This window comes from Acidianus brierleyi, from assembly GCF_003201835.2.
Lineage (GTDB): Archaea > Thermoproteota > Thermoprotei_A > Sulfolobales > Sulfolobaceae > Aramenus > Aramenus brierleyi.
In genome coordinates, this window is sequence record NZ_CP029289.2 from 1,618,329 (window position 1) to 1,645,328 (window position 27,000).

Genomic DNA, 27,000 nt, shown 5'->3' on the forward strand with positions numbered 1-27,000 from the left:
CTAAAATAAAACGATTGTGGAAATAGAGTATTCAGAAGAGCATTGGAATATTCTTAGACATAAAAGAAAAATTTCCCTGGATTTATTATATAGACTGAAAAATAATGGGTTAATTGGTTACGTTTATGGTTCAGTAGCTAGGGGTGATGTAAGAAAAGATAGTGACATAGATATAATAGTTTTTAATCCTAATATAATTGAATTGGATTTAATTGACTTTGATCATAAGTTCATTATTCAGGCTACTCCTTTTTCTACTCCAAAAGCATATATTTCGTTAGATCCTGAAGAAAGCGAAGTTATATCTTTTCCTTTATCTAGATTGAAGAGAGATGAAGAAGAATTCTATCGTTTTGGTGGAATGCTAGATTATTATGGCATAGAAAAAAATCTACGAGTAGCTGGTATAAATAAAAAAATGGAGATCATAATACCAACAGAAAAGGGTCATAACGAAATATTGTTAAAAGGTAATGAGGATTTAGCATCAAAGACTCTTAAGATATCTATATCTACGATATTAGAGAGAGAAAAATTACTTACTAAAAGAGTAGAAAAAGGAAGAACTGGGGTTTTTCTTCGATATGATTTAAGTAAAGACGAAAGTTTTGAAAGTTCAATTAGAATATTATATAAGAAAAATAAATTCTTTAGGCGTATGATAGATGCTTAAAGGGAAAGTTGGCGATTATAATATTGTAATAAAGAATTTTCGTGGAACTCATATTAGGGAATTATCTTACTTTGAAATGTATCTTGACAATAAATTAGTAGGCAGATGTAGTTACTTCTCTGGTCGCGATTATTATGTTCCATGGATTGAAATAGATTATATTCCATGGCCTAGACAGGAAGGTATTGAAGTAGATTTATTCAAATATTTTTATGATTTACTGACTCCTAACGGAAGACTATTTGTAACTTATGAGAATGATATAGAAACTTCCAATTTAATTTTTAAGGGATATTCTGCTGTAGATACTCCTTTAGGTTTTTCAATGTTAAAGGCAGGATTTACGTGGTTCAAAATATGGTATTTTCCTGAGGGTGGAAATGAAGGTTATCCTAAGATTCAAGGCAATAAACCGTTAAATGAGGAAACTAAGAAGAAGGAACTTTTAGAACTATTAGATGAAGTTAAAAATCCCCAGGTAAAAGAGTGGTTATTAAAAAATGTTGATAGGAAACCCTGAGATAGGCGTATATAATAATTTACCAAAAGGATGTGAATTATGTAGGCTTGGAGGGAAGTTAGTAGTGTTTATATCTGGAGAATGTGGAGATTCTTGCTATTATTGTCCAGTAAGTGAAGAAAGGTTTGACCATGATATGATATATGCTAATGAAAAGAAAGTTGAAAATTTCATGGATTTCGTGTATGAATCATATAAAATGAATGCGTTAGGTGCTGGAATAACTGGCGGAGATCCAATACTTCATTTGGATAGAGTTGTTGAGGTTATTAATATTTTGAAAGATGAGTTTGGAGATGATTTTCACATTCATCTGTATACTTCTGGAAGATATGTAACCTATGATGTACTAAGAGAGCTTCAAAACGCAGGACTAGATGAAATACGTTTTCATCCATTAAATAAAGAATATCTAAAAGCTATAGAAAAAGCGTTGAAATTTGACTTTGACGTAGGCATAGAAGTCCCATCAATACCAGGTAAGGAAAAGGAATTAGAAGAGTTAATACAATGGGCAAAAGAAAAGAAAGTTAAATTCGTTAATATAAATGAGTTAGAAATTACCGAGAGAAATTCACTAAATTTGAATGCGATAGGGTTAAAGATCGATCATGGTTTAGCTGGGGCTTCTAGAAGTGCAGAATTGGCTCTTAATATAGTTAAAAAATATCATGAAGGTAAAATGTCTGTTCATTATTGTAGTTCCATATATAAGGACATAGTGGAAACTAGAACAAGGTTTCTAAGGACATTTAGAGTTTACTCTAAGTCATTTGAACAAAATTCTGGAGAAGGAACTATAATAAGAGCACTAGTAAGAACTAAAGCTAATCTCGAGGATTATGGGGAAAAATATGGGGATGGATATTACGTGTCTCCAGATTTAGTTAACGATATAATTAAAATGTATCCTGTAGACGAAGTTAAAATTATTGAAGAATTGCCGTATGGTTTAGTAGTTTCTGAAAAATTAGTTTATTCTAAATCGCAATATAGCAATAATTCCAGTTAGATTTTTTGCCTCAAAATAGACAGGTGAATCTTCTGGAATAATTCTTACCTTTCCACCTTTTTTTTCTACATCTTCCATAATGTTCTCTATTTCAAGTTTTCTTTCTTCATCACTTGGAGAAATCAAATCATAAGTTATTAACAATGTATCCACTGCTCCGTATTCAGAGGCCTTTTTTACCTCTTCAATTCCATATGCAACTAGACCAGTATTTTTAGATAATAACTCTAGAACTTTTTCCATGTCTTTTACGCTTTGAGAAATCTCATAGTCTCTCATTACTTGATCTATTACATCTCTTCTAAGAATTTCTGATAAGCCTGCTCTAGAGGCTGACGATACACTATCAAGATATATTTTCCTTTTCGTATCTAATTTTTCCTTTACAATTTCTTTAAAAGGTCCAGGTCCAGCTAATATTATTGCATCAGGATTATATTGCTTACTATAATCTCCAATTTCTTTAGCTATTTCATTTGCGTTTTCCTCAATTATATTCTCTTCTTCCTTATTTGGAGTTTGAAGACTTCTTTCTGATAATATTTTAATTCCTTGAACCATAGGTATTGCGATCAAACATTCATCAAAATCTACTAAAGCTATAAGAACTTTACTTCTTTTTTCAGCTTGAGAATATATTCTATCTAATTCATGTTTAGGCCATTTTTCCTTTATAATTATAATTTCATCTCCAATATCCAAGTTAATAGTATGATGAGCCCCCCTTATTCCAAACCTTTCTGGTGCATCGACTATTGTCCCATGTATTCTAAGTCTTGAAGTGAAAGCCTGGAATTCCGTATATTCTACTTTTAGTTGGATTATCATCGATATTCTTCTTCCTTCAGCACCAACACTGATATCTCTAGTAGTCTTAGCTATTACATTGTCCCCCTTATTAAGTATCATATGGAGTGTCCATAAGTCATCCTCATCTTCTATATGCAATTTCATGCTGCCTTTCTTCTCGTCAAATTCCAAAACTTTCATTACTAAGTACTCTTTAAACCTTCTGTGGTAATTATATCTGATGCGTCAGAGGAAGATCTAGAGCAGATATATGAAATAGAGGTAGAAAGTTTTGATAAACCTTATCCTATATCATTACTTAAGGCGTATCTATATCTTTCAAACATTTATATAGTAGCTAAAGAAGATAGTAAGATCTTAGGATATGCTATAGGTATCATACAATTTAAAAAGCGTGGTCATGTGGTTTCTATAGCTACTAGAAAAGAATCTAGAAAAAAAGGTATAGGAACGTTATTATTATCTACATTAGAAAAAACGTTTATAAATAATAACTGTACATATTCCTATTTAGAAGTTATGATTACTAATAGAGAAGCAATAAGATTCTATAGGAACATGAATTATTTAGTAATATACACTAAAAAGAACTATTATGGTAGAGGAAGGCATGCTTATATAATGATGAAATCATTGATTAATAAAAGCCTGGAATAAATTTTAATTATATTAAATGATAACAGTACTATGATTGGAGATTTTTACATATTAGACTTTTCTTACGATGTTGAAGAAGGTAAGCCAGTAATTTACATTTGGGCAATAGATAAAGATAATAATAGAGTTTTAATTTTAGAGAAAAACTTTAGGCCATATTTTTATGCATTACTTGAGGACGATAATGAAAAAATTATTGATGAAATAAGAAAACTGAATAAATCGGAATCTCCCATAACTAAAGTAGACGTATTAGAGAAAAAATATTACGGCAATCCAGTAAAGGCTTTAAGAATAGAAACTGTTATTCCTGCATATGTAAGAACATATAGGGAAGCAGTAGGTAAAATAAGTGGTATAAAGGAAGTCCTAGAAGCTGATATAAGATTCTACATGAGATATTCAATAGATTCTGGATTAAGGCCATTCTTTTGGTTTCAAGCAGAGGTTGAAGAAATAAAGGATAATCGATTCAGAGTATCAAAAGTATATAACTTAACAAAGGTAATAAAAATTTATGAAGATAATCCACCAGAGTTAAGAATACTATCTTTTGATATAGAAGTTTACAATAAGTATGGATTTCCAGATCCTAAAAGGGATCCAGTTATAATTATAGGAGTTTGGAGTAAAGATGGTGGAAAGCAATTCGTTAATGAAACTGGAGATGATTTAAAAACAATAAGAGAATTCTCTAAATTCATATTAGATTATGATCCCGACATAATTTTAGGATATAATTCTAATGGCTTTGATTGGCCATACTTAATTGAGAGGGTAAGAAATAGAAATGTTAAATTAGATATAGGAAGAAAAACAGGTTCTGAACCTAGCCAAGGTACATATGGACATTACTCTATAGTCGGTAGGTTAAATGTAGATCTTATAGGATTTGTTGGAAGTATAGAAGAGGTTAAAGTAAAAAGTCTGGATAATATAGCTGATTATTTAGGCGTAATGCCAAAAAATAAGAGGGTTAATCTTGAGTGGTATCAAATTCCAGAGTATTGGAACGATGATAAGAAAAGACAAATCTTACTTCAATATAATATGGATGATGCAAAATCTACCTATTTATTAAAAGATGCTTTCTTACCTTTTGGAGAGCAAGCTGCAATGATCTCTGGACTTCCATTAGATCAACTTTCTATGGCTAGCGTTGGATACAGAGTGGAATGGCTACTTATGCGGGAAGCTTATCACTTTAATGAATTAATACCAAATAGGGCAGAGAGAGAATATGAAGGATATAAAGGAGGATTGGTAATTTCTCCAAAACAAGGTATCCATGAGGATATTTCTGTATTAGATTTTTCTTCTATGTATCCTTCGATAATGATAAAGTATAACATAGGTCCAGATACTTTAGTTAAAGGAGACTGCGACGATTGTTGGGTAGCTCCAGAAGTTGGTCATAAATTTAGAAAGGCTCCAGAAGGTTTTTACAAAAAGATCTTACAAGAATTAATAAAGGAAAGACGAGACATAAAGGATAAGCTTTCTAAGACAGATAATGAATATGAAAAAAGAAGACTTGATGAAAGACAAAAAGCGTTAAAGATCATGACTAACGCCTTTTATGGCTATATGGGATGGTTAGGAGCTAGATGGTATAGTAGAGAAGGTGCTGAGGCTGTTACGGCATGGGGAAGAGAAATTATTTCCTCTGCAGCAAAAATAGCTGAAAGTGAAGGATTTGAAGTTATTTATGGAGATACTGATTCCATATTTGTTAAAGGAGATAAGAATAAGGTTAATGAGCTAGCTAAAGAGATAAGTGATAAGTTTAGTCTTGATATTAAAGTAGAAAAACAATATAAGAGAATATTTTTCACAGAAAACAAAAAGAGATATGCAGGTTTAACTTTTGATAATAAAATTGATATAGTAGGTTTTGAAGCTGTTAGGGGAGATTGGTGCGATCTTGCTAAGGATCTTCAGAGACAAGTTATCGAAAGAATACTTTTATCTAGCGTAGATGATGCAGTAAGATTAGCAAGAGAAACTATAATGAAATTAAGAAGAAAGGAGTTTAGAATAGAGGATCTAATAATATGGAAATCCTTAGATAAGAGCATAGACGAATATGAGGTTGAAGCCCCACATGTGTCTGCAGCTAAAAAAGCTATGAAGGCAGGATATGCAATATTTAAAGGTGGAAAAATAGGCTATGTTGTAGTTAAGGGAGCTGGTAAAATTTCAGATAGAGCAGAACCATATTTTATGGTTAAAGATCTATCAAGAATAGATGTAGACTATTATGTTGATAAACAACTAGTTCCTGCAGTTATGAGAATCTTAGAATCTTTTGGTATAAAAGAAAGTACCTTAAAAACTGGAGGATTTGATATAATGAATTTTTTTAAGAAGTAATTATATCTGAAAATGTGAGTATTTTAATATTATCTAAGCTTTTAGTTATCCCACCAATTCTTACTCCTACTAACATTTTCACGTTTTTGCTAGCAGCTAATTCTAGCAATCTCTGCGTAATCACTCCATCGAATATTATATATGAGACTTTGTTATCTTGTGAAGCTTCAAGCTTAGGAATTATGTCTCTAACTTGTACTCTTTCTACAGGATTCCAGTTCTCATCAAACATTATACCTTCAAGAGTTCCTGGCAATTTCTTAATCTCTTCCATTGCGGTTTGAGGTATATTTATCTCTATTTGCGGCTTTTCCTCTATTTTTTCAGGCTGTACTACAATTACCGATTGTCCTTGACCTTCCTCTTTAATAGCCGTTTGAACTTCTTGTTGTTTCTTTAAATATTGAGAAATTGATATCATATTTGATAGGGCTTTAGCTATTTCTTTTCCTGTTAATTCTTCTACTTCTCTGCCCTGAGGTGCTCTTGCTATAAAATCAATCTTAACATTGGCATTAATTAATTCCTTTAATATCAGGTCTCCCCCGTGGTCTCCATCAAGGAATGCTATAACAGTCTTTTTCTCTTTAGACAAGTCAACTATATCTTGTGGAATTTTACCGCTAGCACCTTCCACTGCTACAGTATTCCTATAACCGTACCGTAGAAGATTTATTATGTCGGCCCTTCCCTCGACTATTATTAAATTAGGATCAGTTAATACATCTGGACCTGCTGGTAGTCTTTCTATTCCAAACTCTGTAATTTCTCCTGTTTTTACTGCGCTGCTTATTTCATTTAGAACTTCCTTTATATCTAACGCTTTTCCTCTATTCCACGTACCAAGTATGTCTTTTGCTCTTTCTATTATCTTCTTTAATTTTTCTTCTCTTACGTCTTGAATTTCTTTCAATTCAAATTTTGCCTCATAAGGGCCTACTTTTTCTACGCTCTCTACCATTGACGCTATTAGTGCTGTTTCTACTCTATCTAAATTAGACGGAATTTCTATTATCCCTTCAGATTTTCCTGACTTAGTCTTCATATCTACTACTATTCTTCCTAGTCTCCCCTTATCCTGCAATTCTCTTAGATCAAATTCTTCTCCAAATAAATTTTCAGTTTGGCCAAATATAGCCCCTATTACATCAGGCTTGTCAACTATTCCTCCAACTTCGAAACTTAATTTAACTACATATTTCAAGCTTTATCACCTTGTAACATTTTTTGATATACTCATTATCATTTTATCGAATTCTTCATTTTGAACCTTTTTCCTCAAAGGTTCAAGTATTTCATTTAGCTTTTTAGAAGTCGCAGTTTTTAAGTCCATTGGATGAAGCTTTCCTTCTGCAAAAGTCTTTTCTAAGTCTCCGTAATTCCTAAATTCTATGTCTCCGCCATATTTAATGTCTCTCTCTATCTTTAGAACTTGATTAGGTTTAGAAAATATTATATATTTATTTATTTGCAATATGGGATTATTTTCTACAACCCCTTTAGGACAATAAGCTTTTCTTATTTTTTCTTCTATTTCCTCTTGCGAATCATTTATAAATATAGCTGTTTCTGGCTTTGATTTGCTCATTTTTATATCAGCCATTAATTCATCTTCTTCTTTGGTAGTGTCCATTCTTTGTCCTCCTTGAAGACCTACTAATAATGGAGTATGAATAGCTATTACTTTCTTCCTTCCCAGTTTCTCTGAAACGTCTCTTGCAAGCATATGAGCTTTTCTTTGGTCCGTTCCACCTAAGGCGATATCTAGGTCCAAATAAAATATATCGCTTACTTGCATTGCAGGATAAATAAGCTTAGACGTATCTAATTCTGCGTCCTCGGATTTTCTTCCCATTATAGTTAATGCTCTTCTCATTCTTGCAAGACTAGTACTTTTAGCCACTTTAATTACCAGTTCCCAATAATTCTTATCTTTTACAAGATCTTCTGCATCTATTACCCTAAGCTTAGCAAGATCAATTCCGTACGCTCCTAAGATCTCAACAGCATATTTTCCTGCTGTTTTTATTAGTTCCATATCGCCTCCTAACTTATCATTTATCCATGCATGCCATGTAGCCATAAGTACAGACATCTCTACGCCGGCATCCATTAAGTCCTTCACTTTTTGAGCCCAAATTAGCCATCCTATATGGAAAAGTCCACTTGGCTCAAAGCCTATGTAACCTTTTATTTTTTCCTTAGATTCCAGTTTAGATTTTAATTCTTCTATAGTTACAATTTCTTCAGTATTTTTTGTTATAAGTGATAGCCTATCTTCCAAGTAATCTTCCCCAAAAGAAAAGAGTAAGAGAAGTTAAAAAAGACCTATTCCTCCTTTAATTGCTTAAGAAAAACTATCACTGGATGATCTTTACCTAATTTTTCCTCCAAATCCTTTACTACAAGATTAATGTCAATATCTGAATTAAGTAGCCTAGTTATTAAAAATTCAGTAAAAATATACGAATTGGCTATGGTTTTCTCATCTAAATCTTCGTCGTCTTCTGTAAGCTTGAACTGAATTTGCCTCTTTCCTTTTACTAATGAATAGAGATATTCATCAACAACATTTTCTACACATACTTTATCTTCACATTCGCTTAGTTTTTCAAGAAGTGAGAAAGATCCAGGTGGCAATTTTACCATTTAATTTTTTCTAACACTAGTAAAAAAGTTATTATTCTCCCATTACTTTAACATTAACTGTTCTTGTTCTAGGTCCGTCAAATTCTAGCAATATAATTCTTTGCCATGTACCTAAATCCAAATTCCCACTTCTTACAGGAACTGTCCTAGAGTTACCAATAATTGACGATATGATATGAGCATGTCCATTATTATCTATAAGATTATGCTTAAATTCCCCTTCTGGAGGTACTAATTTTTTTGCCCAATCCAAATAATCTTGCATTAAACCCTTTTCGGCCTCGTTAACAATTATTGCGCATGTAGTATGCTTAACAAAAACATATACTACACCTTCATCAATAGATTTTGCGGTCTCTTGAATTCTTTCTGTTATATCTATACTTTCGAATTTGCTTTTAGTCTCTATTTTGAATTCGTGAGAAAATATTTTCATAAAGAACATTGTACTTTTAAATTTTTTAATCTAATGTTCTGTATGGATTTAGAAGGTATAGCTAGGGTACTACCAGAAAGCATAGCCAAACAAAAAATTTTAGAGTGGCTATCCGTATATAAAGGAAATAATCCATTTAATGAAAAAATAGCTAATATAATTATAAACGAAGTTAGAAATTCTGAAAAAGCTCAACACTTTAAGCCTACTCTGTGTGGTGTAAAGGCTGGAAATGCAGGACTAGGTTCAAGAGGTATAGGAGATCATTTAATACATTTAAAACTGTTTGAATTAAGCAAGAGAAAACTATCTACATTTGATGATGCTGGAATTTCAGAAGATACAATAGTTTCAGTAGATGGTATACATTCAAGACTTTCATATTTTCCGTTTTTAGCCGGTTTTCACGCAACTAAAGCTACTCTAAGAGATATAATGGTAAAGGGTGCAAGACCATTAGGTCTAATTATAGACATTCATGTCTCTGACGACACTGATATATCTTATTTGTTTGATTTTGAAGCTGGAGTTTCTACTATAGCCGATGCTCTTGGTATTCCAATACTTGCTGGAAGTACCCTAAGAATAGGAGGAGATATGGTAATAGGAGAAAGAATAAGCGGTGGTATAGGATCTGTAGGAAAAATTGGCAAGAAAATCTTGTTGAGATCTAACATTAAAAAAGGGATGAAAATTCTTATGACAAAAGGTAATGGAGGAGGAACTGTAGCTACTACTGCTATATATAATGGTATGCCAGAAATAATAAATGAGACATTGAAAATAGACGAAATATTAACAGCAAGAAAGATAAATGCAGAATTTATTGACAAAGTAGAGGCAATGACAGATGTCACAAATGGTGGTATAAGAGGAGATGCATTAGAAATCTCAGAAATGTCTAATTTAAGTTTTATAATAGATCAAGAGAAATTTCTCTCATTAATTAATAAAAAAGTTCTTGACATGTTTAACCTATTTCAAATAGATCCTTTAGGGGTCTCTATAGACTCTCTCTTGATTTTTACGGATGATGAGAACTTAGAGAAGGAACTTAGCAAGGAAGGATTAGAAGTAAAAACTATAGGTTACGTAGATGAATATAAAGGGTATCCTATATTGACATTAGAAGGTAAAAAGTTAGAACCTAATTTTAGAGAAAGTCCATATACTCCTATTAAAAAAGTTATAGGAAATTATTCTCCATATACATTAGACGAAATAAAAATATCTCTGGAAAAAGCATACAATAGCGCACTGGCTAAGAAAGAGGAGGTATTGAAAAATTTAAAAGTCACTTCTACATAGCAGATACAGTCGAGATAATAATGTCTGAACAGCAGTTTAGATATATAGTAAGATTATTTGGTCAAGACGTAGACGGTTCTATGAAAGTTCCGTATGCTTTAGCGATGGTAAAAGGGATAGGATACAATACAGCAAGAGGTATTTTATTGAAAATTGGAATAGATAAGGATAAAAGATTAGGCGAATTAAGTGACTCAGAATTGAAAAAGATAGAGGAATCTTTTTCTGATAAGTCTGCTAAACTTATACCTGCATGGATGTATAACAGAAGGAAAGATTTTGATTCGGGTTTAGATTTACATTTAGTAACATCAGACCTTATTTTCTATGTTAGGAACGACATAGAGAGGGAAAAGAAAATAAGAAGTTGGAGAGGAGTTAGACATATATATGGCCTTAAAGTTAGAGGCCAAAGAACAAGGACTACTGGAAGGGCTGGTACTACGGTAGGTGTTAAAAGAGGTAGAGGTGCACAGCCAGGCGCAGCTCCCTCAAGTACACCAGCACCTTCTTCACAGTCAACTACTCAAACCAAAAAGTAAGGTGATTTAAATGGGAGATCCAAAGAAAGGAAAGAAAAAATGGGAAGGTCCAGGTTTACCTTGGATTAGAGAGTTATTAAGATCTGAACAAGAATTAGTAGGCAAATACGGGCTAAGAAATAAAAAAGAAATCTGGTTAGCAAGAACACTGGTAAGACAATTTAGACATATGGCAAGAGGCCTTTTAGCATTACCACCTACTGAAAGGATGGTTAGAGAAAAACAACTTATAACAAAACTATATAGACTGGGACTTTTAAAATCGCAACAAGCCACCGTAGATGATATTTTAGGCTTAAGAGAAGAAGATCTACTTGAAAGAAGATTACAAACCATAGTATTTAAAAAAGGTATGGCAAGAACAATATATCAAGCTAGACAATTAATAACGCACGGACATATAGCAATAGGAGGAACTAAAATAACATCACCAGGATATTTTGTACTTAGAGATGAGGAAGATTTAATAGACTTCTACGCAGTATCTCCATTTAAGGCAAATCCACCTACCGTGGGAGTTCAAACTTCAGAAGAAAAAGGTGAGGAAAATGTCCAGCAGGCGTGAAATTAAGTGGGGTATCGCTCATATATTTGCATCACAAAATAATACGTTAATTTCAATTACAGATATTACCGGAGCAGAGATGATAGCTAGAGCGTCTGGAGGGATGGTAGTTAAAGCAGATAGAGAGAAGCCTTCTCCATACGCTGCTATGTTAGCTGCAAATAAGGCTGCTGCGGAAGCTTTAGACAAAGGTATGATGGCAATACATATTAAAGTAAGAGCTCCAGGAGGAGCAGGTCCTAAGACTCCTGGTCCTGGTGCTCAACCAGCTATAAGATCCTTGGCAAGATCTGGGTTTATAATAGGAAGGATTGAAGATGTTACGCCTATTCCACATGATACGATAAGAAGGCCAGGTGGAAGGAGAGGAAGGAGAGTATAAATGCCAATAAAAGTTTTATCTAATCAAGGTAATTTTCTTTCTTTAGAATTAGATGATTATCCTTTAGAATTTGTGAATGCTATAAGGAGAGCTTCAATATTATATGTACCAGTAATGGCAATTGATGAGGTATATATTATAGAAAACAATAGTCCGTTATATGACGAAGTCTTAGCTCATAGATTAGGTTTAATTCCATTTACTTCTGATGATGCTATAGATTTCTATAGATCACCAGACGAGTGTGCCTCATGTACAGACAATTGTGAAAGATGTTTTACCAAGGTATACATAGACGTTGAAGCAAAGGATTCTGAAAGAATGGTTTACTCAAGGGATATAAAGAGTGACGATCCTAATGTAGTTCCAATAAATGGGGATATACCAATAGTCTTGTTAGGCAAAAATCAAAAGTTGTCATTGGAGGCAAAGTTAAGGTTAGGCTATGGGAAAGAACATATAAAATTTAGTCCAGTATCTATGGCAGTAGCTAGATATTATCCAAAAGTTGAAGTTTTAGGTAATTGTGAAAAAGCAATTGAAGTATGCCCAGAAAAGGTATTTGCTATAAAGGAAGGCAAACTTGAAGTTGTAAATGAAACTGCTTGTACATTATGTGAAGAATGTTTACGATATTGTAATAATATAAAAATCAGTAGTGTAGATAATAAATACATTTTAGAAATAGAGAGTATAGGTAGTTTGAAGACTCAAAGAATTTTAATAGAAGCTAATAAAAGTATAGCTCGTAAACTTGATGAACTTAAAAAGAGGGTTGAATCTTTATGAGTAGAACAGGAAGTACAGACATAATGGTTAGAAAACTTATAAGTAAACTTGAGGCTCAAGAAAAGCCTATATGGAATGCAGTAGCTGAAATGCTCGATGTTCCATCAAGGAAAAGATCTTATGTAAATTTATATAAAATAAATAAATATAGCAAAAAGGATGATGTAGTCCTAATACCTGGAAAAGTATTAGGAATAGGAACTTTGGATCATCCAGTTACAGTAGTAGCACTCGATTTTTCTTCTAACGCTAAAAACAAGATAGAACAGTCTGGTGGAAAGATATTAAGTTTTTATAAGGCAATTGAAGAAATAAAAGATTTTAAAAATGTAAGGTTGATGAAAAAATGACTGAAGAAAATATAATTATAATAAATGCTGAAAATCAAATATTAGGTAGAATGTGTAGCAATATAGTAAATCTATTAAAAGATGGTAAGAAAGTATACATAATTAACTCAGAAAAGGCAGTAGTTAGTGGTCCAAAATATAGAGTTATAAACGGATATAAATTGTTCTTTTCAGTAAGAACTCTTTTTAATCCTTATAAACAGGGAATTAGAAGACCTAGAAGTCCAATAAATATAGTAAAGAGAACAATTAGAGGAATGCTGCCCAAAACTCCTAAAGGTATTAGAATGCTTAAGAACGTAAAAGCATACATAGGGATACCTAAAGAATTTGAAGGAAAAGAGTTTATACGATTTGATAATGCCGATGTAAAAAGACTTAAAGGTAAGTATGTCACATTAGAGGATGTAGCAAAAGAGATGGGGTGGAAAGTATATGTCAAACCAGCAACAAAATAACGTGATTATAACTAGTGCTAAGAGAAAAATGGCTAGCGCTAGATGTTATATTTATCCTGGTAAGGGAAGAGTATTCGTGAATAATGTACCAGTAGAAATAATACCAATAGAGGTAGTTAAATTGAAAATTATGGAACCATTGCTATTAGCCGGTGATGGTATTTTCTCAAAAATAGATGCTAAAATATATACAGAAGGAGGAGGTCTAATGGGGCAAGCAGACGCTGCTAGAATGGCATTAGCTAGAGCTATAATAAAATTCACAGGAAGTAAGGAAGTTGAAGAAATTTATAAAGCCTATGATAGGTCAATGTTAGCTGGAGATCCAAGACAGACAGAATCAGAAAAATGGATGAGATATAGTGCTAGAAGATGGAGACAGAAATCATATAGGTGAAGTATTATGATAGTTCCGATAAGATGTTTTACGTGTGGTTCATTAATTGCAGATAAATGGGAACCTTTTATAACTAGAGTAAGTGCCGGAGAAGACCCAGGTAAAGTTTTAGATGACTTAGGAGTTAGAAGATACTGTTGTAGAAGAATGTTAATCAGCCACGTGGACATTATAAAAGAAGTTATAAACTATACTAGACCGATTTAGGTGATAGTATGTCAGCAGATGAAGAAAATAAAAATACTGAATTATCCGAAGAGGAGAAAGCTGAATTACAAAAATCAGAAAAGGGTGCAGTAATAGAATTATTAGTTCCACTAGAGACTTATTTATCTTCTGGAGTTCATATTGGGACGCATAGCTGTACAAGGTATATGGAAAAATTCATCTATAGAGTAAGGCCAGAAGGTCTATATGTATTAGATGTTAGAAAAATAGATGAAAGGTTAAGAATAGCTGCTAAATTCCTTTCTAGATTTCAAGCATCATCTATCCTTGCAGTAGCTTCTAGACCCTATGCATTTACTCCAGTTCAAAAATTTGCGGAAGTTGTAGGAGGTAAATCCGTCACAGGAAGATTAGTACCAGGGACATTAACTAATCCTTACCTGGAGCACTTTATGGAACCTGAGGTGATATTAATTTCAGATCCTAGAACAGATTTACAAGCCATTAAAGAAGCTGCTGACATGGGAATTCCAGTTGTTGCATTCGCAGATACTGATGCTAAGATAGACTATGTTGACCTTGTGATACCAGCTAACAATAAGGGTAGGAAGTCTCTAGCTTTACTATATTGGATCTTGGCTAGACAAATATTGAGGGAAAGGAAAGAAATTGCTACAGACGCAGATATACCAGTAAAGGTAGAGGAATTTGAGGTGAAACTAGTTCAATGAAAAGAATGCCCGCAGTAGCCGGATCATTCTATGAGTCCGATCCTCAGGAATTAAAAAATAGAATTGAGTGGAGTTTTAATCATCCAGTAGGACCTGGAAAAATACCTGAAATTCCGAAAGATAAAAATAAGAGAGATAACTTGTTTTTTATAGTTCCGCATGCTGGCTATATTTATAGTGGTCCAGTTGCGGCTCATTCTTACTATTATTTAGTATCAGAAGGTAAACCTGATATAGTAATAATATTAGGCCCAAATCATACGGGTTATGGTTCTTATGTTTCAGTATGGCCTGAAGGAGAGTGGGAAACTCCTTTAGGCGATGTAAGAGTAAATAAGGATATTGTAATGGAATTAGTGAAATATTCTCAAGTAGTTGATATAGATGAAAAAGCTCATTTGTATGAGCATTCGATTGAAGTTCAGATACCTTTTCTCCAATATTTTTTTGATTCTAATTTTGAAATAGTACCTATAGTCGTAGGTTTACAAACTCCAGAAATAGCAGAATATTTGGCTAATGGAATTTATAAGATATTAGATAATCATAAGGACAAAGATATTGTAATTCTTTCTAGTAGTGATATGAATCATTATGATCCTTATGATGTAACGTATAAAAAGGATCAAATGGCTATAGATAAGATAGTTCAGTTAGATTATAAAGGACTATATGAGGTAGTTGAAGATAAGGATGTTACTATGTGTGGATATGCTCCAGTAATGGTTTCAATGATTTTGGCTAGAAAATTTAATAAAAAACCTTACATACTTAAGCATGCAACTTCTGGTGATACTTCTGGCAGCAAGGACTCAGTAGTGGGATATCTTGCAGCGAGATTTGGAAATTAATATTCCATTATGTTTTTCTGGCATTCCTACTATAGTTAATAATCCTCTTCTTATAGTTAATATAAAACATAAGATAAGATTAATTGATAGAAAACCTAGGATTGACATTTCAAAAATATTTAAAGAAGCTACTGGGTTTGAGTGCAAATTTAATATTGATATAGAGAACAATCTTCCTTTTTCATCGTATTATGTTATTATTACTAAATTTCTGATAGATCGAGCGATAGGAACATGTGAATTGCCAATAACTTTAGATGAAGAAAATGAAATTATGAGAATGATAGATGATGCGTTATACGATTCTGAATTAATTAGAGCACTTAGAACTGCACAGTTTATGAACTCCTCAATTCTCTATAGAGATAATGAGGATCCAGTAAAAATTTCATTTCCTTCCCTTAAAATAAGGGTGCTATATAGTTTTCCAATACGGATTAGAGACGACTTAGATAATTCTATAATACATACCCTAGGTATGATACCGGTTAAATTTTCTGAAAAATTTTCTCCTGATTTAGTAAATCTAGAGAATGGACTATGGCATTCGCTGTATTCTATTTTTTCTCCTTATACTAATAATTGGAAAATAATATGGGATCTAAATTGGGCTACGTTTATAGAGTTCTCAAACTTGGTGGAAGTTTAATCACTAATAAGAATGTACCTTTTTCGTTTAATGAGGAACTAGTAACTAACGTTGTGAACGTGATAAAGAATTTTAAAGTGATATTAGTTCATGGTGGAGGAAGTTTCGGGCATTATGAAGCTTCGTTAAGTAAAGAAAATACTCAAACTAGGACAGTTATAGCTATGCAGGAATTAAATCTAAAAATATTGAAAATTTTTAATAAAGAAAACATTCCTGTTTTTCCTTTACCAGGAAGATATTTCACAATTAATCAAGTTTTGGAAATATTACAAAATAATCTAATACCAATAATTTATGGTGATATATTGCCAAATGGAAATATTATTTCTGGAGACGATATAACGTTAACTATAGCGAAACACTTTCATACAGAAGCTCTCTTTGCTACTGATGTTGAAGGTATAATAATAAATAATACTGCTGTGAGCTTGTTAAAATCTCTTGATGATTTTAGAGAAATAAGAACATCTCAATTCGATGTTACTGGTGGTATAAGAGAGAAATTAAGGAAAATATTTCAATATAAAGTAAATTCCCTCATTTTTGATGGTAGAAATCCCACAAACATATATTATGCATTGAGTGGAAAAAGAATTGGCACTTTTGTGGAGGCGGAATGATGATAAGTAACAGGAAAATAGAACATGTAGAAATTTGCCTATATGAGGGAGTTGAGGGATTTACTTCAACTCTTTTAGATAATGTTGTTCTGGTTCATAAAGCAATGCCAGAGATTTCATTTAATGATATAATTACAAAAACAAAGTTCTTTAACAAAGACATTTCCGCACCTTTAATGGTAACTGGTATGACTGGAGGTACTGCAGACTTAGGTAAAATAAATGAGACAATAGCTTCAGTAGTAGAAGAGTTGGGATTAGCTATGGGAGTAGGTAGTCAAAGGATAGCTATAGAAAACTCTTCTGCAGAAGAGAGTTTTAAAATAGTTAGAAAAGTAGCACCATCTTCTCCTATTATTGCAAATATAGGAGCTCCGCAACTTACTAAAGGTTACGGTGTTAAAGAATTAGAAAAAGCTGTATCTATGATAGAGGCTGACGCTATAGCCATTCATCTAAATCCTGCTCAAGAAATATTTCAACCCGAAGGTGAACCAGATTATTCTAAAGAAATCTTGGAAAAGTTGAAAGACATTTCAAAATCTTTGAAAGTACCTATAATAATAAAGGAAACAGGAACTGGTATTTCGATGGAAACAGCAATATTGTTTTCAAAATATGGGTTCAAAAATTTTGATGTTTCTGGACAAGGAGGAACTAGTTGGATAGCTGTAGAAATGATAAGAGATAAAAGAAAAGGGAATTGGAAAGAACAAAGTGCATCACTTTTTGCTGATTGGGGAATTCCTACTGCAGCGTCTATAGTAGAAACAAGATATTCCGTTCCTGACTCATTCATAATAGGTAGCGGAGGAATAAGAAATGGTTTAGATGTTGCCAGAGCTATAGCCTTAGGTTCTGATATAGGTGGCATGGCAAGTCCTGTTTTAAAGAGGGCAGTGGAAGGTAAAGATTCTCTCAAATCGTTTTTTAATAAAACTATTTTTGAATTGAAGGCCGCCATGATGCTTACTGGATCTAAGGATATAGAGGAACTTAAGAAGACTAATATAGTAATTTGGAAAGATCTGAAAGATTGGATGGGTTCTCGAGGAATAAGCTTATCTATTTATGATAAATTAAGAAAGAGAGAATAATGAACTTAGAGGAGTACTTTAAGGAAATAACAGATAACGTTAATGAGACTATAAAAAGTTACGTGAAAGGTGATACAAAAGATCTTTATGATGCATCTATGTATCTCTTGAATGCTGGTGGTAAAAGACTTAGGCCATTAATTTTAGTTTCTTCTTCCGACCTTTTAGGAGGAGATAGAGAGAGATCATATAAAGCAGCTGCTGCAGTAGAGGTTTTGCATAATTTTACTCTGATTCACGATGATATTATGGACGAAGATAATCTTAGAAGAGGAATTCCAACAGTTCATGTAGTTTGGGGCATTCCTTTAGCTATATTGGCAGGGGATCTTCTTCATGCAAAAGCTTTTGAGATACTAAACGATTCTCTAAAAGGACTAGATAGCCAAAGATATTATTGGGCTATTTCAATATTTACTAAATCTATTATTATAATTTCTGAAGGTCAGGCTATGGATATGGATTTTGAAAAAAGATCTAATGTATCTGAAGAAGAATATATAGAAATGATAAAGAAAAAAACTGCACAATTATTTTCATGTGCATCTTCTCTAGGAGGTATAATAGCAGGAGCAAATGAAAATACTGTAAATAAACTTTCATCCTACGGTTTAAATCTTGGTATTTCTTTTCAGATAATAGATGATATTTTAGGTCTAACTGCAGATGAAAAAGAGCTTGGAAAACCAATTTATAGTGACATAAGAGAAGGAAAAAAGACAATATTAGTAATTAAGGCTCTAGAAAAAGCTACTGCTAATGAGAGAGATGTGATAATCAAAGGATTAGGTTCTAAAAACCAAGAAGATGTAAAAAAAGCTGCTGAAGTAATTAAATATTTGGCTTTAGAATATGCATATTCTTTAGCAGAAAAATACTTAGATAATGCGCTAAATGATATTTCCTCTATAGAGAGTAAGAACGAAATAGCTGGAAAGGCTTTAAAATACCTTGGTGAGTTTACAGTTAAAAGGCGAAAATAATTTGCTATTAATCCCTGCAATTATAGCATTTTTTATTACTTTTGTAGCTACAGACTGGATTATCAAGATCTCTAAAAGTAGAGGGTTTGTGGGTAAAGATATAAATAAGAAAGATAAACCCTCAATTCCTGTCTTAGGAGGAGTTGGTATAATTGCAGGATTTGTTGGTGGAGCTTTCACATTGTTAGTTACTGATCCAAGCGGAAACGTAATTTCTGCAGTTCTTTTATCCTCGCTTTTAATAGCATTTTTAGGTCTCTTAGATGATGTATTAAATTTGAGGCAGTCAGTAAGGGCTTTTACGCCGGCATTAGCTTCAGTACCTTTAGCCCTTTTTAGCGTGGGACACTCAACAATTTCCATACCTTTTTTAGGTCCAGTTAATTTTGGAGAATTCTATTACATATTCATAATACCTATAGCTTTGACAATATCAGCTAACGCATTTAATATGCTTGAGGGGTTAAACGGCTTAGGAACCGGAATGGGTATAATAATGTCAGCAGCTTTAGCAATAATAGGCTTAAGAAGTATAGGAAGTATATATATTTCAGGAGAATTGGCACTGGTTCTTTTATCTTCACTCCTAGCCTTTCTTTATTATAACAAATATCCTGCGAAGGTATTTTTAGGTAACATAGGTACTTATTTCATTGGTTCCGTAATAGGTTCTATAGGTATTTCTGGGTTTATGTTAACCGCATTAGCTATACTGTATATTCCTTATGTCATAGAATTCTTATTGAAGGCTAGAACTAAATTTAAGGGTATTTCTTTTGGTAAGATTTCTCCTGAAGGTTATCTTTACTGGGATGAAAAACCCAATTCGCTAACTCATATAATAATGAAACTAGGCCATTTCAAAGAGTATCAAGTAGTAGGTATAATATGGAGCATAGAAATAATATTTGCTGTAATTGCAATTATTTTACAGACCACTATTATAAGAATATAATTTTTATTTATAAATGAGATATTAATATCTTGAATTTTTACATGAATACTATTTAGATAGCTCTATCTTAAGAGTTATTCCATTATTGTTATATCTCTATAAATTTCAATTACTTTGAGATTTATTAATAATAGATGTATTATCAGTTATACTAGTATTTATATTCTCAATTCTAGAATAGGCAATTTAAATTGTTTTATTTTATTTCCTATAAAGTAACTATTTTTAAATTATAATGACAAAATTCTTAAATAGTAAGTTTGTAGTTAATTTTCTGATGTTTGGAGAAATTAAACTAATGTTTGTTACGGATTTACATGGATCAGAAACTGCTTATAGAAAGACATTAAATGCGGCAAGGATGTACAATGTCGATTACCTTATTATAGGTGGGGACATAGCATCTAAAAATATAGTATATATAGAAAGAAGAGGAGATAAATATTATTTTGATGGTAATGAAATAGATATAAAAACTGTTTATGAGGATGCCAAGAAGTATGGTTACTATATTTATGTTGCGGATAAAGACGAAATACAGAAAGTTATGGACAATAAGGAATATCTAGAATCTACAAAGAAGGTATTTATAGGAAAAACAAATAGATAACTGGATTAAGATAGCTGAAGAAAAACTAGTTAATACTAATATAAAGGTATTCTGGAGTTATGGCAATGACGATCCATTATATTTAGACGAAATTTTCTCTAAGTATAATATAAGAGATGAAGGAATATTTGAATTAGAAGAAGGCAAGACTAATACTTTATATCTGATTTCATATGGGTATGTAAATCCTACACCTTTTAAAAGCTACAGAGAAAAACCCGACTCTACTATATACATAAAAGGAGAGGATTACTTAAAGAAAATAGATGATCCAGATAAGGTAATATTAAATTTTCATGCTCCGCCATATAATACTAAACTTGATATAGCTATAATCAATGGTAAGGAAAGAGAACATGTTGGATCTAGAGGAGTAAGGGATTTAATTGAAAAATATAGACCTCTACTAGGTTTACATGGTCATATAATAGAGTCTTCTGATACGGATAAGATAAAAAACACAATAATAATTAATCCAGGAAGTCTAGCTAATGAAGGACTGTTAAAATATTCAATAATAATCCTAGAAAGAAAGCTAGAAGGCATAATGGTCAAATATAAAATAAAAGGAACTGCTATCTTATCTGGATGAATTATTTGTAGAGTTTTTTGTTAAAGTAATTCCAATGAGCTAAAGTGATAAGAAATAATTGTTAATGTAGAGAGATAGTGGGATAAACGCAAAGCAATTTTAAATTAACTCATTAAAAAAAGGAGAATTAAAGTGAATATAGAAGAGAATGTAGTTAGATTCCAATGGGGCTGGAGGGATTTGAACCCTCGATCACCAGGGCCCAAGCCTGGCATCCTAGTCCAGGCTAGACTACAGCCCCACAATACTAATGTGTAAAAAACACTTTTAAAAGTTTATTATATATGGGTTGGATCTTCCTCTCCATGGTAGTTAATAGTCTAGGCTTTAACCCAGACTTACCTTAAGCCGGTGACCAATAAGCGCTAACGCCCGGCTACGGCTGCTCCCTTCCGGACCTGACCGATTCACCCGGTAAGTATGGAACATCCTCTCCCTCCGAAGAGGAAGTCCATAGACGTTAGCCCTATTGGGCGGCTTTCATTGTACAGCCTGGACCTAGACTATTACTTGCCATAGGGAGGAAGTTACTGGTGCCCGCTTTACGCCATGCGGGAATAGGAGATGGCGAGTCTCCCCACCCTACCCAACCCATTAATACTTCTGCAATAAGGTTTTTGAAGTTAATGCAAAAACAGTGATGGCTAGATTAGATAAATCAGAAGAAACTTAATATTCAGCTCAAATAATACTGATTTTTAGTAATTTTTATGTATTTTGTTATATTCAAGGCTTATCTGAATCGCTATTAAATAATAACAGTATTAATGTTTGTTTAATATTAGTTGTGTTTTTATGGTAACATTTATAAGCCCCGCTGACAATAAGATTTTTGCCGGGGTCGCCTAGCTCGGTTAGGGCGGCGGCCTGCTAATCGTCAAGCAGGTAGCCGTTGGGGGAAACCCCGCGCGGGTTCAAATCCCGCTCCCGGCGTATAAATATATTGTAATTAATAATTTTTCTGAGCGTGGTAATATCCATAAATAAAGTGTAACGCATTTAGGAATCGAGACTTGATGCAATATGTTAGTGTTTTTCCTCTTCTATAAGACTAAATATCTGAAATTAAGGTATAAATGTCGATTTTTTAAACAATTTATTATATAATAATTAATTTAATTATTTTTCGCTAATTTAACTCTGTTAAAAATGGTTTATTAAAGTTTTACATTGAAAAAAATAAAAATAGGTAAAAATAAATTATCATGACCTTATATGGGACTTAAAAATCTAATTATCGCATTATTCCAACTTGATAAAGATTGGACTACAAGAATAGTAATGGCAATGTTAGTTATGGGTGTAATATGGGGGCTTTTGGGTGTAATAGACTCACTCATGGTCAGGCTTCAGGAAACAACGTGGGGTACTTCTGCACTACTTATAGAGACATCACAAGAATACTATGGCGCTATAACTCTCCACGCTGAGAGGGACTTATTTGGTTTTGCACAACAAGTAGAATTTGCACTATTTATATATTTCACTATAAAATTATTGAATTTACAGCCAAAAGCTAAATGGCTCTTAAATATTTCCTTTATTCTTATTAATATTTCAATGATGTTTATGGAAGGACCTATAGTAGTATATCCTACATTTAATGATAATTACTTTTCAGCTACAGATTGGTATTACCTATCACCAATGGGGATTCCATCTTATTCTCAATATGTAGTTTCTCCATTATTCTTTACAGGATGGTTACTTCTAGATGCATTCACATATTTAGCAGGAATATGGATAATTTACCATTATTATATAGCTGCTAAGACATTAAAGGAAAAGTTACCTATAGGCTTAGTATTTTTCCTTATGGATACATTATTATATACTATAGGATACTCTGGAGTTACTGCTGCAGATATATGGGATGTTCTAGCTTATGCAGGCATAGTAAGATTAGATCCTATAGCTAATCAGATAGCATTTTGGATATTCGGTCATGCTATAGTATATATGGCATGGTTGCCAGCAGTTGGTGCAATGTATTTGCTTATTCCTATTTTGGCTAATAAGCCTCTATATAGTGATAGGATGGGAAGAATTTCAGCACTGCTTTATCTAATATTTTCAAACAACGTTCCAATACATCACTTATATATGGTAAACTTACCAGTAGGAATAAAGATATTGCAAGAAGTATTAACGTATGCAGTAGTAGTACCATCAATGATGACGTTCTTCAACTTATGGGCAACAACAAAAGGAGCACAAGTAAATTGGAATATAATAACAGCGTTTATTTCAGCTTCTTTTGCAGGCGCAATAGCCGCAGGAGTAACTGGAATAGCAAATGCTACTATAGCTTTTGACTCTATAGTACATAATAGTATGTGGGTAGTTGGACACTTCCACGCTATGATACTTTTATCTATAGTTCCAGCTGCTATGGCAGTGCTATATTTTATGATACCTATGATGTCTGGTAGACAATGGTATTCTGCAAAGTTAGCATGGACTCACTTTATAGGCTACATAATAGGTGCTGTAATGTTAATTATAGGAATGGAAATGATAGGATTTTACGGCATAGTAAGAAGAGCAGAAATTTATCCTAGATTCGAGCCTGGATTAGTTTTTGCAGAAAATCTGGCTACTGTAGGAGCTTTAATAGCAGAGTTAGCAACATTAGGATGGTTCTTAAATCTAGTATTAACATTAGTTAAAGGAAGAACTGCAAAGTTAGAGGGACTAGGTGTAGGAGAATTAATAAATACAGTTGCTATGTCCTTAAGTTGGGAAAATGCCAATATGAGTTCATTGATAAAATTTAATAATAATCATAAAATAAGTAGAAGTATGTTAAAGAAAGCATTAGGAATAGATTGGGTATTAGGAATAATTGGGGCATTATTCATAATAGCTAGTGCAATACCACTATCTCTAGGAGGAAATATGTACAATGCTGCACCATGGGCATGGATAGTGCTATTAACAATAGGTATAGTAATGATAGCATATCCAGTCTTAAGAGGATCTAAAAGCATTTAGTTAGTTTTTTTAATATTTAGTCTATAAATTAAGTCTGTTAAAGGTGATTTAGATGGATAAACAAGAAAGATGGGAATTAATTTGGACCTTATTTGTTATTGTTCTATTTGCTATTGTTATTGTTGGTACTCTTCCTCAAGATTTTATAGTCGGAGGAGTACCGAGTACATTAAGTGAATTACCTAATGACCCAAGTAGTATAGTTAATGTTCATATAACCTCTTATCAATATCTCTTTAAGGTTAATGAGAGTGGTCCAGTTAATTCAGAAGAATTAGGTAACCCATTCTACTATAATTTAATAGTAGCTCATCCACATGAATGGTTAAATATATCTATGACATCAGCCGATGTAACATCTAACTTTTATTTCGCTGACTATTCTGATAGAGTAATTACTGATCAAATAGTTCCTGGTTTGGTTGCTTATGATGCGTTACCAGTGCCTAACATAACTGGTGCATATGCGTTCGTTGGTGGAGAATTTAATGGTCCATGGTTTAGTTATCAAACAGGATTACTATTAGATATTCCTGCGTCTGGTTACATTACTCCTAGTAACATGTCTGCATATATTTCTCAAACATCTAAAGCTCAATCTATAGCGCTAGTTGGCGATCCTTATAATCCTCCAATAATATGCCAGACTACTACTTCCACTCCCTCATTCTATCTAACTGGAAGCGATTATGGAATATTCAATAGTACTGTCCCAGGTCCAACATTAGTAGTTAAGGACGGTTCGTCAGTTACAGTAAAAATGTATATGCCTACTCCAGATAATGACCATAACTATCTCTACAACTATTCAGTATCTGGTAAGCCATATGCTGTAACTAACGTTACAGTTGGTATTTATGCCGTATGGTGGAACGGAACTATAACTCCAGTAGTTACAGAACCAATAAGTTATAATTCAACAATGACTTTCCACTTTACTGCTACTGCCCCAGCATATGTATATGGATTAATATATCCAGTATACTATAACTATAATCCAATGGGGCTATCAACTAAAATCGGTCCATTAATAGGTATACAAAAGGGATACGTAATGGGATATTGGGGAACTATGTTGGTGGTGAGCTAAAAATGGTGAGTTTCTTTAAAGTATTAGGCATAGGGTACGTATTGGCAATTGCATTACTAGTATGGGAATTAGCGGATGCTACGCTACATGCGGCAGCAGCGCCTTATACGTTAGTATTTACTATAATGGCATTCATTGGATTTATATCATTCTTCCTATTTGTGTACTTTGCACCCCAAGAAGAAGGTAAAAGTTAAATTATTTTTTTAAAATTTTCTTCTATTTTCTTTTCAATCTCTTTTTCTTCTATTTTCTTTATTTCTGATATTTTCTTGATAGTGAATGACACATTGCAAGGCTCGTTTCTTTGATTTTTTTCATATCCCATAAATGGTGAATCAGTTTCTGTAACTATACTCTCCAATGGTACGCATTTTACTATTTCTTGTCTATTTTTATCTCTTAGGAGTATTGGAGGAATAGATATGTAACCTCCCATATCTATAAATTTCTGAGCATCTTTTGTGCTTCCTTCATAAGCATGTAATACAAATTTTATTTTATATGAAGGTAATAAGTTTATTAAATCCTTATTTCCACCTCTAGAATGAATAATTATAGGTAATTTTCTTTTTTCTCCTTCTTTGAGAAATATCTTAAGTATTTCAATTTCCTTTTTCTTTAAATTCTGATCTTTAATCCAGTAATAATCAAGTCCTACTTCGCTTATTGCTTTAGCTTGATCGAGAAGTTTTAATATTTTTTCTACTTCTTCACTTTTTTCAATATATTCCGGGTGAAAACCTATTGCTGGAAGGATATTTGAATATTTTCTAGATAATTCTAGAACTTTTAAATCCGATTCTAGATCTACTCCTGCTTCAACAATAACTATCTCACATTTGTTTATCACTTTATCTCGATCTAGATCAAAATCTTTTGTATGCAGATGAGCGTGAATATCTGTTAGCACAAAAAAATTAAAAAATTATATTTAAAAAATTATTTCCATGGTTCTTTCATAAGTGTTATTTTTACAGCGTTATCTTTTTCATCAAAAATTACTTTAACTAGATCTCCTTCTTTTATTTGGAATTTTTGTCTTATCTTAGCAGGTATTGTTACCTGATAGTTCCTACTAACTTTGACTATTTCTTCTACTTCCATTTAGATCACTATGTTACCTATATAAGTAGTGGTATATAAATCTTTTTTTAGTTATGAAAAAATATCATTTGATGATATAAGTGAGATAGTTCTTACTATTGGAACATTTCAGATTTATATATTAAGTTGAAAGCAGGAGTATTTTGTATAAAAGCTTAATTCATAGGAAAAGTTGAAATCTAATCCTTATTCTACAATGAAAAAATATATATATGAGAATTTACATTCTTTATATGTGGTTAAAATGGAACAAACTCAGATTAGTGGATCAAGAATAAAGTTACCATCTGGAAAAGATGCTGGATTAGTAGATATATTGTCTTTTTGCTATGGATTGTCTGAAACTGATGTTCAAGTACTTATTGCGTTAATGAAAGGAGATGCTAGGGGTACTGAAGAATTAGAAACTGAATTAAAATTGTCTAAAGCTTCTATAAATAGAAGTTTGAATAAACTTCTTGAAATGGCTTTAGTCATGAGAATTAAGGAACCTGGTAACAAGGCAGGAAGACCAAGATACTTATACAAGGCAAAAGACTACGGAGAATTGAAATCAAAGATATTACAAGACATTAAAGACTGCTCAGAAAAAATGGCTGATTTAGTAAATCAAGAATTTAAGCCATAAA

Annotated in this window: 34 protein-coding genes, 2 tRNA genes and 1 other RNA gene; 28 read left to right on the plus strand and 9 right to left on the minus strand. The window is 32.6% G+C overall.

The genetic code is table 11. From position 1 onward, the window contains the following. Window positions 1-16 precede the first annotated feature (16 nt). From DFR85_RS24670 to DFR85_RS24680, 3 genes are read left to right on the plus strand one after another with little or no spacing between them, the layout of a single operon-like run. Complete coding sequence (locus DFR85_RS24670) at window positions 17-673, plus strand: nucleotidyltransferase domain-containing protein (RefSeq protein ID WP_110270563.1); 657 nt, start codon at window positions 17-19, stop codon at window positions 671-673. Then, on the plus strand, window positions 666-1,193 hold the full coding sequence (locus tag DFR85_RS24675; protein WP_110270564.1) for a DUF1122 family protein: 528 nt from the start codon (window positions 666-668) through the stop codon (window positions 1,191-1,193). The genes DFR85_RS24670 and DFR85_RS24675 overlap by 8 nt, the downstream gene beginning before the upstream one ends. Beyond that, entirely contained in the window at window positions 1,174-2,205 is a 1,032-nt protein-coding gene (locus DFR85_RS24680; protein ID WP_110270565.1) for a radical SAM protein, read from the plus strand. Before DFR85_RS24675 ends, DFR85_RS24680 begins: the two co-directional genes overlap by 20 nt. On the opposite strand, the gene DFR85_RS24685 is transcribed toward DFR85_RS24680, so the two are convergent. Beyond that, on the minus strand, window positions 2,164-3,195 hold the full coding sequence (locus DFR85_RS24685) for an mRNA surveillance protein pelota (RefSeq protein ID WP_110270566.1): 1,032 nt from the start codon (window positions 3,193-3,195) through the stop codon (window positions 2,164-2,166). The two genes, DFR85_RS24680 and DFR85_RS24685, sit on opposite strands and share 42 nt — an antisense overlap. Window positions 3,196-3,219: 24 nt before the next feature. Between DFR85_RS24685 and rimI the strand changes: the two genes are divergently transcribed. Both rimI and DFR85_RS24695 read left to right on the plus strand, forming a co-directional pair. Continuing rightward, window positions 3,220-3,672, plus strand: coding sequence for a ribosomal protein S18-alanine N-acetyltransferase (gene rimI / locus DFR85_RS24690; protein WP_110270567.1), 453 nt, complete (start codon window positions 3,220-3,222; stop codon window positions 3,670-3,672). Window positions 3,673-3,702: 30 nt separating this feature from the next. Next, window positions 3,703-6,045 (plus strand): DNA-directed DNA polymerase, encoded by a 2,343-nt coding sequence (locus DFR85_RS24695; RefSeq protein ID WP_110270568.1) that lies wholly within the window; start codon window positions 3,703-3,705, stop codon window positions 6,043-6,045. On the opposite strand, the gene dnaG is transcribed toward DFR85_RS24695, so the two are convergent. From dnaG to DFR85_RS24715, 4 genes are read right to left on the minus strand one after another with little or no spacing between them, the layout of a single operon-like run. After that, window positions 6,035-7,249, minus strand: coding sequence for a DNA primase DnaG (gene dnaG / locus DFR85_RS24700; protein ID WP_110270569.1), 1,215 nt, complete (start codon window positions 7,247-7,249; stop codon window positions 6,035-6,037). The genes DFR85_RS24695 and dnaG overlap by 11 nt on opposite strands. A gap of 6 nt (window positions 7,250-7,255) precedes the next feature. Then, window positions 7,256-8,329 carry a tyrosine--tRNA ligase gene (locus tag DFR85_RS24705; protein ID WP_110270570.1) on the minus strand — a complete coding sequence of 358 codons (1,074 nt, stop codon included), beginning with the start codon at window positions 8,327-8,329 and terminating at the stop codon, window positions 7,256-7,258. Between the two features lie 44 nt (window positions 8,330-8,373). Then, window positions 8,374-8,694, minus strand: coding sequence for a hypothetical protein (locus DFR85_RS24710; RefSeq protein ID WP_246252857.1), 321 nt, complete (start codon window positions 8,692-8,694; stop codon window positions 8,374-8,376). A gap of 31 nt (window positions 8,695-8,725) precedes the next feature. After that, window positions 8,726-9,130, minus strand: coding sequence for a secondary thiamine-phosphate synthase enzyme YjbQ (locus tag DFR85_RS24715; protein ID WP_110270571.1), 405 nt, complete (start codon window positions 9,128-9,130; stop codon window positions 8,726-8,728). Window positions 9,131-9,172: 42 nt separating this feature from the next. Between DFR85_RS24715 and DFR85_RS24720 the strand changes: the two genes are divergently transcribed. From DFR85_RS24720 to DFR85_RS31930, 18 genes are all read left to right on the plus strand, one after another. Beyond that, entirely contained in the window at window positions 9,173-10,438 is a 1,266-nt protein-coding gene (locus DFR85_RS24720; RefSeq protein WP_110270572.1) for an AIR synthase-related protein, read from the plus strand. A gap of 20 nt (window positions 10,439-10,458) precedes the next feature. Beyond that, complete coding sequence (locus DFR85_RS24725; protein ID WP_110270573.1) at window positions 10,459-10,980, plus strand: 30S ribosomal protein S13; 522 nt, start codon at window positions 10,459-10,461, stop codon at window positions 10,978-10,980. Window positions 10,981-10,990: 10 nt separating this feature from the next. Beyond that, complete coding sequence (locus DFR85_RS24730) at window positions 10,991-11,545, plus strand: 30S ribosomal protein S4 (RefSeq protein WP_110270574.1); 555 nt, start codon at window positions 10,991-10,993, stop codon at window positions 11,543-11,545. Beyond that, complete coding sequence (locus DFR85_RS24735) at window positions 11,529-11,927, plus strand: 30S ribosomal protein S11 (protein WP_110270575.1); 399 nt, start codon at window positions 11,529-11,531, stop codon at window positions 11,925-11,927. Before DFR85_RS24730 ends, DFR85_RS24735 begins: the two co-directional genes overlap by 17 nt. Further along, a complete protein-coding gene (locus tag DFR85_RS24740; protein ID WP_110270576.1) occupies window positions 11,928-12,716 on the plus strand; it encodes a DNA-directed RNA polymerase subunit D in 789 nt (262 codons plus the stop codon). Further along, on the plus strand, window positions 12,713-13,066 hold the full coding sequence (locus DFR85_RS24745) for a 50S ribosomal protein L18e (RefSeq protein ID WP_110270577.1): 354 nt from the start codon (window positions 12,713-12,715) through the stop codon (window positions 13,064-13,066). The genes DFR85_RS24740 and DFR85_RS24745 overlap by 4 nt, the downstream gene beginning before the upstream one ends. After that, complete coding sequence (locus DFR85_RS24750) at window positions 13,063-13,524, plus strand: 50S ribosomal protein L13 (RefSeq protein ID WP_110270578.1); 462 nt, start codon at window positions 13,063-13,065, stop codon at window positions 13,522-13,524. Before DFR85_RS24745 ends, DFR85_RS24750 begins: the two co-directional genes overlap by 4 nt. Further along, window positions 13,502-13,921: a 30S ribosomal protein S9 gene (locus DFR85_RS24755; protein ID WP_110270579.1), complete on the plus strand. Its 420-nt coding sequence runs from the start codon at window positions 13,502-13,504 to the stop codon at window positions 13,919-13,921. Before DFR85_RS24750 ends, DFR85_RS24755 begins: the two co-directional genes overlap by 23 nt. Window positions 13,922-13,927: 6 nt before the next feature. Then, window positions 13,928-14,128 (plus strand): DNA-directed RNA polymerase subunit N, encoded by a 201-nt coding sequence (locus tag DFR85_RS24760; RefSeq protein WP_110270580.1) that lies wholly within the window; start codon window positions 13,928-13,930, stop codon window positions 14,126-14,128. A gap of 8 nt (window positions 14,129-14,136) precedes the next feature. Next, window positions 14,137-14,820, plus strand: a complete 684-nt coding sequence (gene rpsB, locus DFR85_RS24765; RefSeq protein WP_110270581.1) for a 30S ribosomal protein S2 — start codon at window positions 14,137-14,139, stop codon at window positions 14,818-14,820. Next, window positions 14,817-15,671 (plus strand): AmmeMemoRadiSam system protein B, encoded by an 855-nt coding sequence (gene amrB, locus DFR85_RS24770; RefSeq protein ID WP_110270582.1) that lies wholly within the window; start codon window positions 14,817-14,819, stop codon window positions 15,669-15,671. The genes rpsB and amrB overlap by 4 nt, the downstream gene beginning before the upstream one ends. Next, window positions 15,649-16,320, plus strand: coding sequence for a hypothetical protein (locus DFR85_RS24775; RefSeq protein WP_246252858.1), 672 nt, complete (start codon window positions 15,649-15,651; stop codon window positions 16,318-16,320). The genes amrB and DFR85_RS24775 overlap by 23 nt, the downstream gene beginning before the upstream one ends. Then, the gene (locus tag DFR85_RS24780; protein ID WP_110270583.1) at window positions 16,266-16,943 is read left to right on the plus strand and encodes an isopentenyl phosphate kinase; all 678 of its coding nucleotides are present in this window, start codon (window positions 16,266-16,268) and stop codon (window positions 16,941-16,943) included. Before DFR85_RS24775 ends, DFR85_RS24780 begins: the two co-directional genes overlap by 55 nt. Continuing rightward, the gene (fni, locus tag DFR85_RS24785; RefSeq protein WP_432417907.1) at window positions 16,940-18,040 is read left to right on the plus strand and encodes a type 2 isopentenyl-diphosphate Delta-isomerase; all 1,101 of its coding nucleotides are present in this window, start codon (window positions 16,940-16,942) and stop codon (window positions 18,038-18,040) included. Before DFR85_RS24780 ends, fni begins: the two co-directional genes overlap by 4 nt. Next, window positions 18,040-19,023, plus strand: coding sequence for a geranylgeranyl diphosphate synthase (gds, locus tag DFR85_RS24790; RefSeq protein ID WP_110270584.1), 984 nt, complete (start codon window positions 18,040-18,042; stop codon window positions 19,021-19,023). The genes fni and gds overlap by 1 nt, the downstream gene beginning before the upstream one ends. 1 nt (window position 19,024) lies before the next feature. After that, window positions 19,025-19,978, plus strand: a complete 954-nt coding sequence (locus tag DFR85_RS24795; RefSeq protein WP_110271849.1) for an MraY family glycosyltransferase — start codon at window positions 19,025-19,027, stop codon at window positions 19,976-19,978. A 277-nt stretch (window positions 19,979-20,255) separates the two neighbouring features. After that, on the plus strand, window positions 20,256-20,588 hold the full coding sequence (locus DFR85_RS31925; RefSeq protein ID WP_246252859.1) for a hypothetical protein: 333 nt from the start codon (window positions 20,256-20,258) through the stop codon (window positions 20,586-20,588). A gap of 10 nt (window positions 20,589-20,598) precedes the next feature. Next, complete coding sequence (locus tag DFR85_RS31930; RefSeq protein WP_432417929.1) at window positions 20,599-21,180, plus strand: metallophosphoesterase family protein; 582 nt, start codon at window positions 20,599-20,601, stop codon at window positions 21,178-21,180. Between the two features lie 165 nt (window positions 21,181-21,345). On the opposite strand, the gene DFR85_RS24805 is transcribed toward DFR85_RS31930, so the two are convergent. Together DFR85_RS24805 and ffs are read right to left on the minus strand one after the other, a co-directional pair. Beyond that, a tRNA-Pro gene (locus DFR85_RS24805) sits at window positions 21,346-21,421 on the minus strand. A gap of 45 nt (window positions 21,422-21,466) precedes the next feature. Next, window positions 21,467-21,773, minus strand: an RNA gene (gene ffs, locus DFR85_RS24810) — signal recognition particle sRNA. Between the two features lie 241 nt (window positions 21,774-22,014). Between ffs and DFR85_RS24815 the strand changes: the two genes are divergently transcribed. The 4 genes from DFR85_RS24815 (at window position 22,015) to DFR85_RS24830 (ending at window position 25,461) form a co-directional block, all read left to right on the plus strand. Next, window positions 22,015-22,113 (plus strand) — tRNA-Ser (locus tag DFR85_RS24815). 282 nt (window positions 22,114-22,395) lie between these two features. Beyond that, complete coding sequence (locus tag DFR85_RS24820; RefSeq protein ID WP_110270585.1) at window positions 22,396-24,174, plus strand: cbb3-type cytochrome c oxidase subunit I; 1,779 nt, start codon at window positions 22,396-22,398, stop codon at window positions 24,172-24,174. A 52-nt stretch (window positions 24,175-24,226) separates the two neighbouring features. Continuing rightward, window positions 24,227-25,264: an oxidase gene (locus DFR85_RS24825; protein ID WP_110270586.1), complete on the plus strand. Its 1,038-nt coding sequence runs from the start codon at window positions 24,227-24,229 to the stop codon at window positions 25,262-25,264. A 2-nt stretch (window positions 25,265-25,266) separates the two neighbouring features. After that, the gene (locus DFR85_RS24830) at window positions 25,267-25,461 is read left to right on the plus strand and encodes a hypothetical protein (protein ID WP_110270587.1); all 195 of its coding nucleotides are present in this window, start codon (window positions 25,267-25,269) and stop codon (window positions 25,459-25,461) included. On the opposite strand, the gene DFR85_RS24835 is transcribed toward DFR85_RS24830, so the two are convergent. Continuing rightward, a complete protein-coding gene (locus DFR85_RS24835; protein ID WP_168367151.1) occupies window positions 25,458-26,177 on the minus strand; it encodes a TatD family hydrolase in 720 nt (239 codons plus the stop codon). The genes DFR85_RS24830 and DFR85_RS24835 overlap by 4 nt on opposite strands. 29 nt (window positions 26,178-26,206) lie before the next feature. Beyond that, entirely contained in the window at window positions 26,207-26,371 is a 165-nt protein-coding gene (locus tag DFR85_RS24840) for an AbrB/MazE/SpoVT family DNA-binding domain-containing protein (RefSeq protein ID WP_110270589.1), read from the minus strand. A gap of 244 nt (window positions 26,372-26,615) precedes the next feature. Between DFR85_RS24840 and lrs14 the strand changes: the two genes are divergently transcribed. After that, entirely contained in the window at window positions 26,616-26,999 is a 384-nt protein-coding gene (gene lrs14, locus DFR85_RS24845) for an Lrs14 family HTH-type transcriptional regulator (RefSeq protein ID WP_168367240.1), read from the plus strand. The last annotated feature ends 1 nt before the right edge of the window (window position 27,000 follow it).

Excerpts from the sequence above, each read along its gene's own strand:
- DFR85_RS24675 (WP_110270564.1), top strand. The coding sequence starts at position 666 with ATGCTTAAAGGGAAAGTTGGCGATTATAATATTGTAATAAAGAATTTT.
- DFR85_RS24680 (WP_110270565.1), top strand. The coding sequence starts at position 1,174 with ATGTTGATAGGAAACCCTGAGATAGGCGTATATAATAATTTACCAAAA.
- DFR85_RS24685 (WP_110270566.1), bottom strand. The coding sequence starts at position 3,195 with ATGAAAGTTTTGGAATTTGACGAGAAGAAAGGCAGCATGAAATTGCAT.
- DFR85_RS24695 (WP_110270568.1), top strand. The coding sequence starts at position 3,703 with ATGATTGGAGATTTTTACATATTAGACTTTTCTTACGATGTTGAAGAA.
- DFR85_RS24710 (WP_246252857.1), bottom strand. The coding sequence starts at position 8,694 with ATGGTAAAATTGCCACCTGGATCTTTCTCACTTCTTGAAAAACTAAGC.
- DFR85_RS24715 (WP_110270571.1), bottom strand. The coding sequence starts at position 9,130 with ATGAAAATATTTTCTCACGAATTCAAAATAGAGACTAAAAGCAAATTC.
- DFR85_RS24720 (WP_110270572.1), top strand. The coding sequence starts at position 9,173 with ATGGATTTAGAAGGTATAGCTAGGGTACTACCAGAAAGCATAGCCAAA.
- DFR85_RS24725 (WP_110270573.1), top strand. The coding sequence starts at position 10,459 with ATGTCTGAACAGCAGTTTAGATATATAGTAAGATTATTTGGTCAAGAC.
- DFR85_RS24730 (WP_110270574.1), top strand. The coding sequence starts at position 10,991 with ATGGGAGATCCAAAGAAAGGAAAGAAAAAATGGGAAGGTCCAGGTTTA.
- DFR85_RS24735 (WP_110270575.1), top strand. The coding sequence starts at position 11,529 with ATGTCCAGCAGGCGTGAAATTAAGTGGGGTATCGCTCATATATTTGCA.
- DFR85_RS24740 (WP_110270576.1), top strand. The coding sequence starts at position 11,928 with ATGCCAATAAAAGTTTTATCTAATCAAGGTAATTTTCTTTCTTTAGAA.
- DFR85_RS24745 (WP_110270577.1), top strand. The coding sequence starts at position 12,713 with ATGAGTAGAACAGGAAGTACAGACATAATGGTTAGAAAACTTATAAGT.
- DFR85_RS24750 (WP_110270578.1), top strand. The coding sequence starts at position 13,063 with ATGACTGAAGAAAATATAATTATAATAAATGCTGAAAATCAAATATTA.
- DFR85_RS24755 (WP_110270579.1), top strand. The coding sequence starts at position 13,502 with ATGTCAAACCAGCAACAAAATAACGTGATTATAACTAGTGCTAAGAGA.
- DFR85_RS24760 (WP_110270580.1), top strand. The coding sequence starts at position 13,928 with ATGATAGTTCCGATAAGATGTTTTACGTGTGGTTCATTAATTGCAGAT.
- rpsB (WP_110270581.1), top strand. The coding sequence starts at position 14,137 with ATGTCAGCAGATGAAGAAAATAAAAATACTGAATTATCCGAAGAGGAG.
- amrB (WP_110270582.1), top strand. The coding sequence starts at position 14,817 with ATGAAAAGAATGCCCGCAGTAGCCGGATCATTCTATGAGTCCGATCCT.
- DFR85_RS24780 (WP_110270583.1), top strand. The coding sequence starts at position 16,266 with ATGGGATCTAAATTGGGCTACGTTTATAGAGTTCTCAAACTTGGTGGA.
- fni (WP_432417907.1), top strand. The coding sequence starts at position 16,940 with ATGATGATAAGTAACAGGAAAATAGAACATGTAGAAATTTGCCTATAT.
- gds (WP_110270584.1), top strand. The coding sequence starts at position 18,040 with ATGAACTTAGAGGAGTACTTTAAGGAAATAACAGATAACGTTAATGAG.
- DFR85_RS31925 (WP_246252859.1), top strand. The coding sequence starts at position 20,256 with ATGTTTGGAGAAATTAAACTAATGTTTGTTACGGATTTACATGGATCA.
- DFR85_RS24820 (WP_110270585.1), top strand. The coding sequence starts at position 22,396 with ATGGGACTTAAAAATCTAATTATCGCATTATTCCAACTTGATAAAGAT.
- DFR85_RS24825 (WP_110270586.1), top strand. The coding sequence starts at position 24,227 with ATGGATAAACAAGAAAGATGGGAATTAATTTGGACCTTATTTGTTATT.
- DFR85_RS24830 (WP_110270587.1), top strand. The coding sequence starts at position 25,267 with ATGGTGAGTTTCTTTAAAGTATTAGGCATAGGGTACGTATTGGCAATT.
- DFR85_RS24840 (WP_110270589.1), bottom strand. The coding sequence starts at position 26,371 with ATGGAAGTAGAAGAAATAGTCAAAGTTAGTAGGAACTATCAGGTAACA.
- lrs14 (WP_168367240.1), top strand. The coding sequence starts at position 26,616 with ATGGAACAAACTCAGATTAGTGGATCAAGAATAAAGTTACCATCTGGA.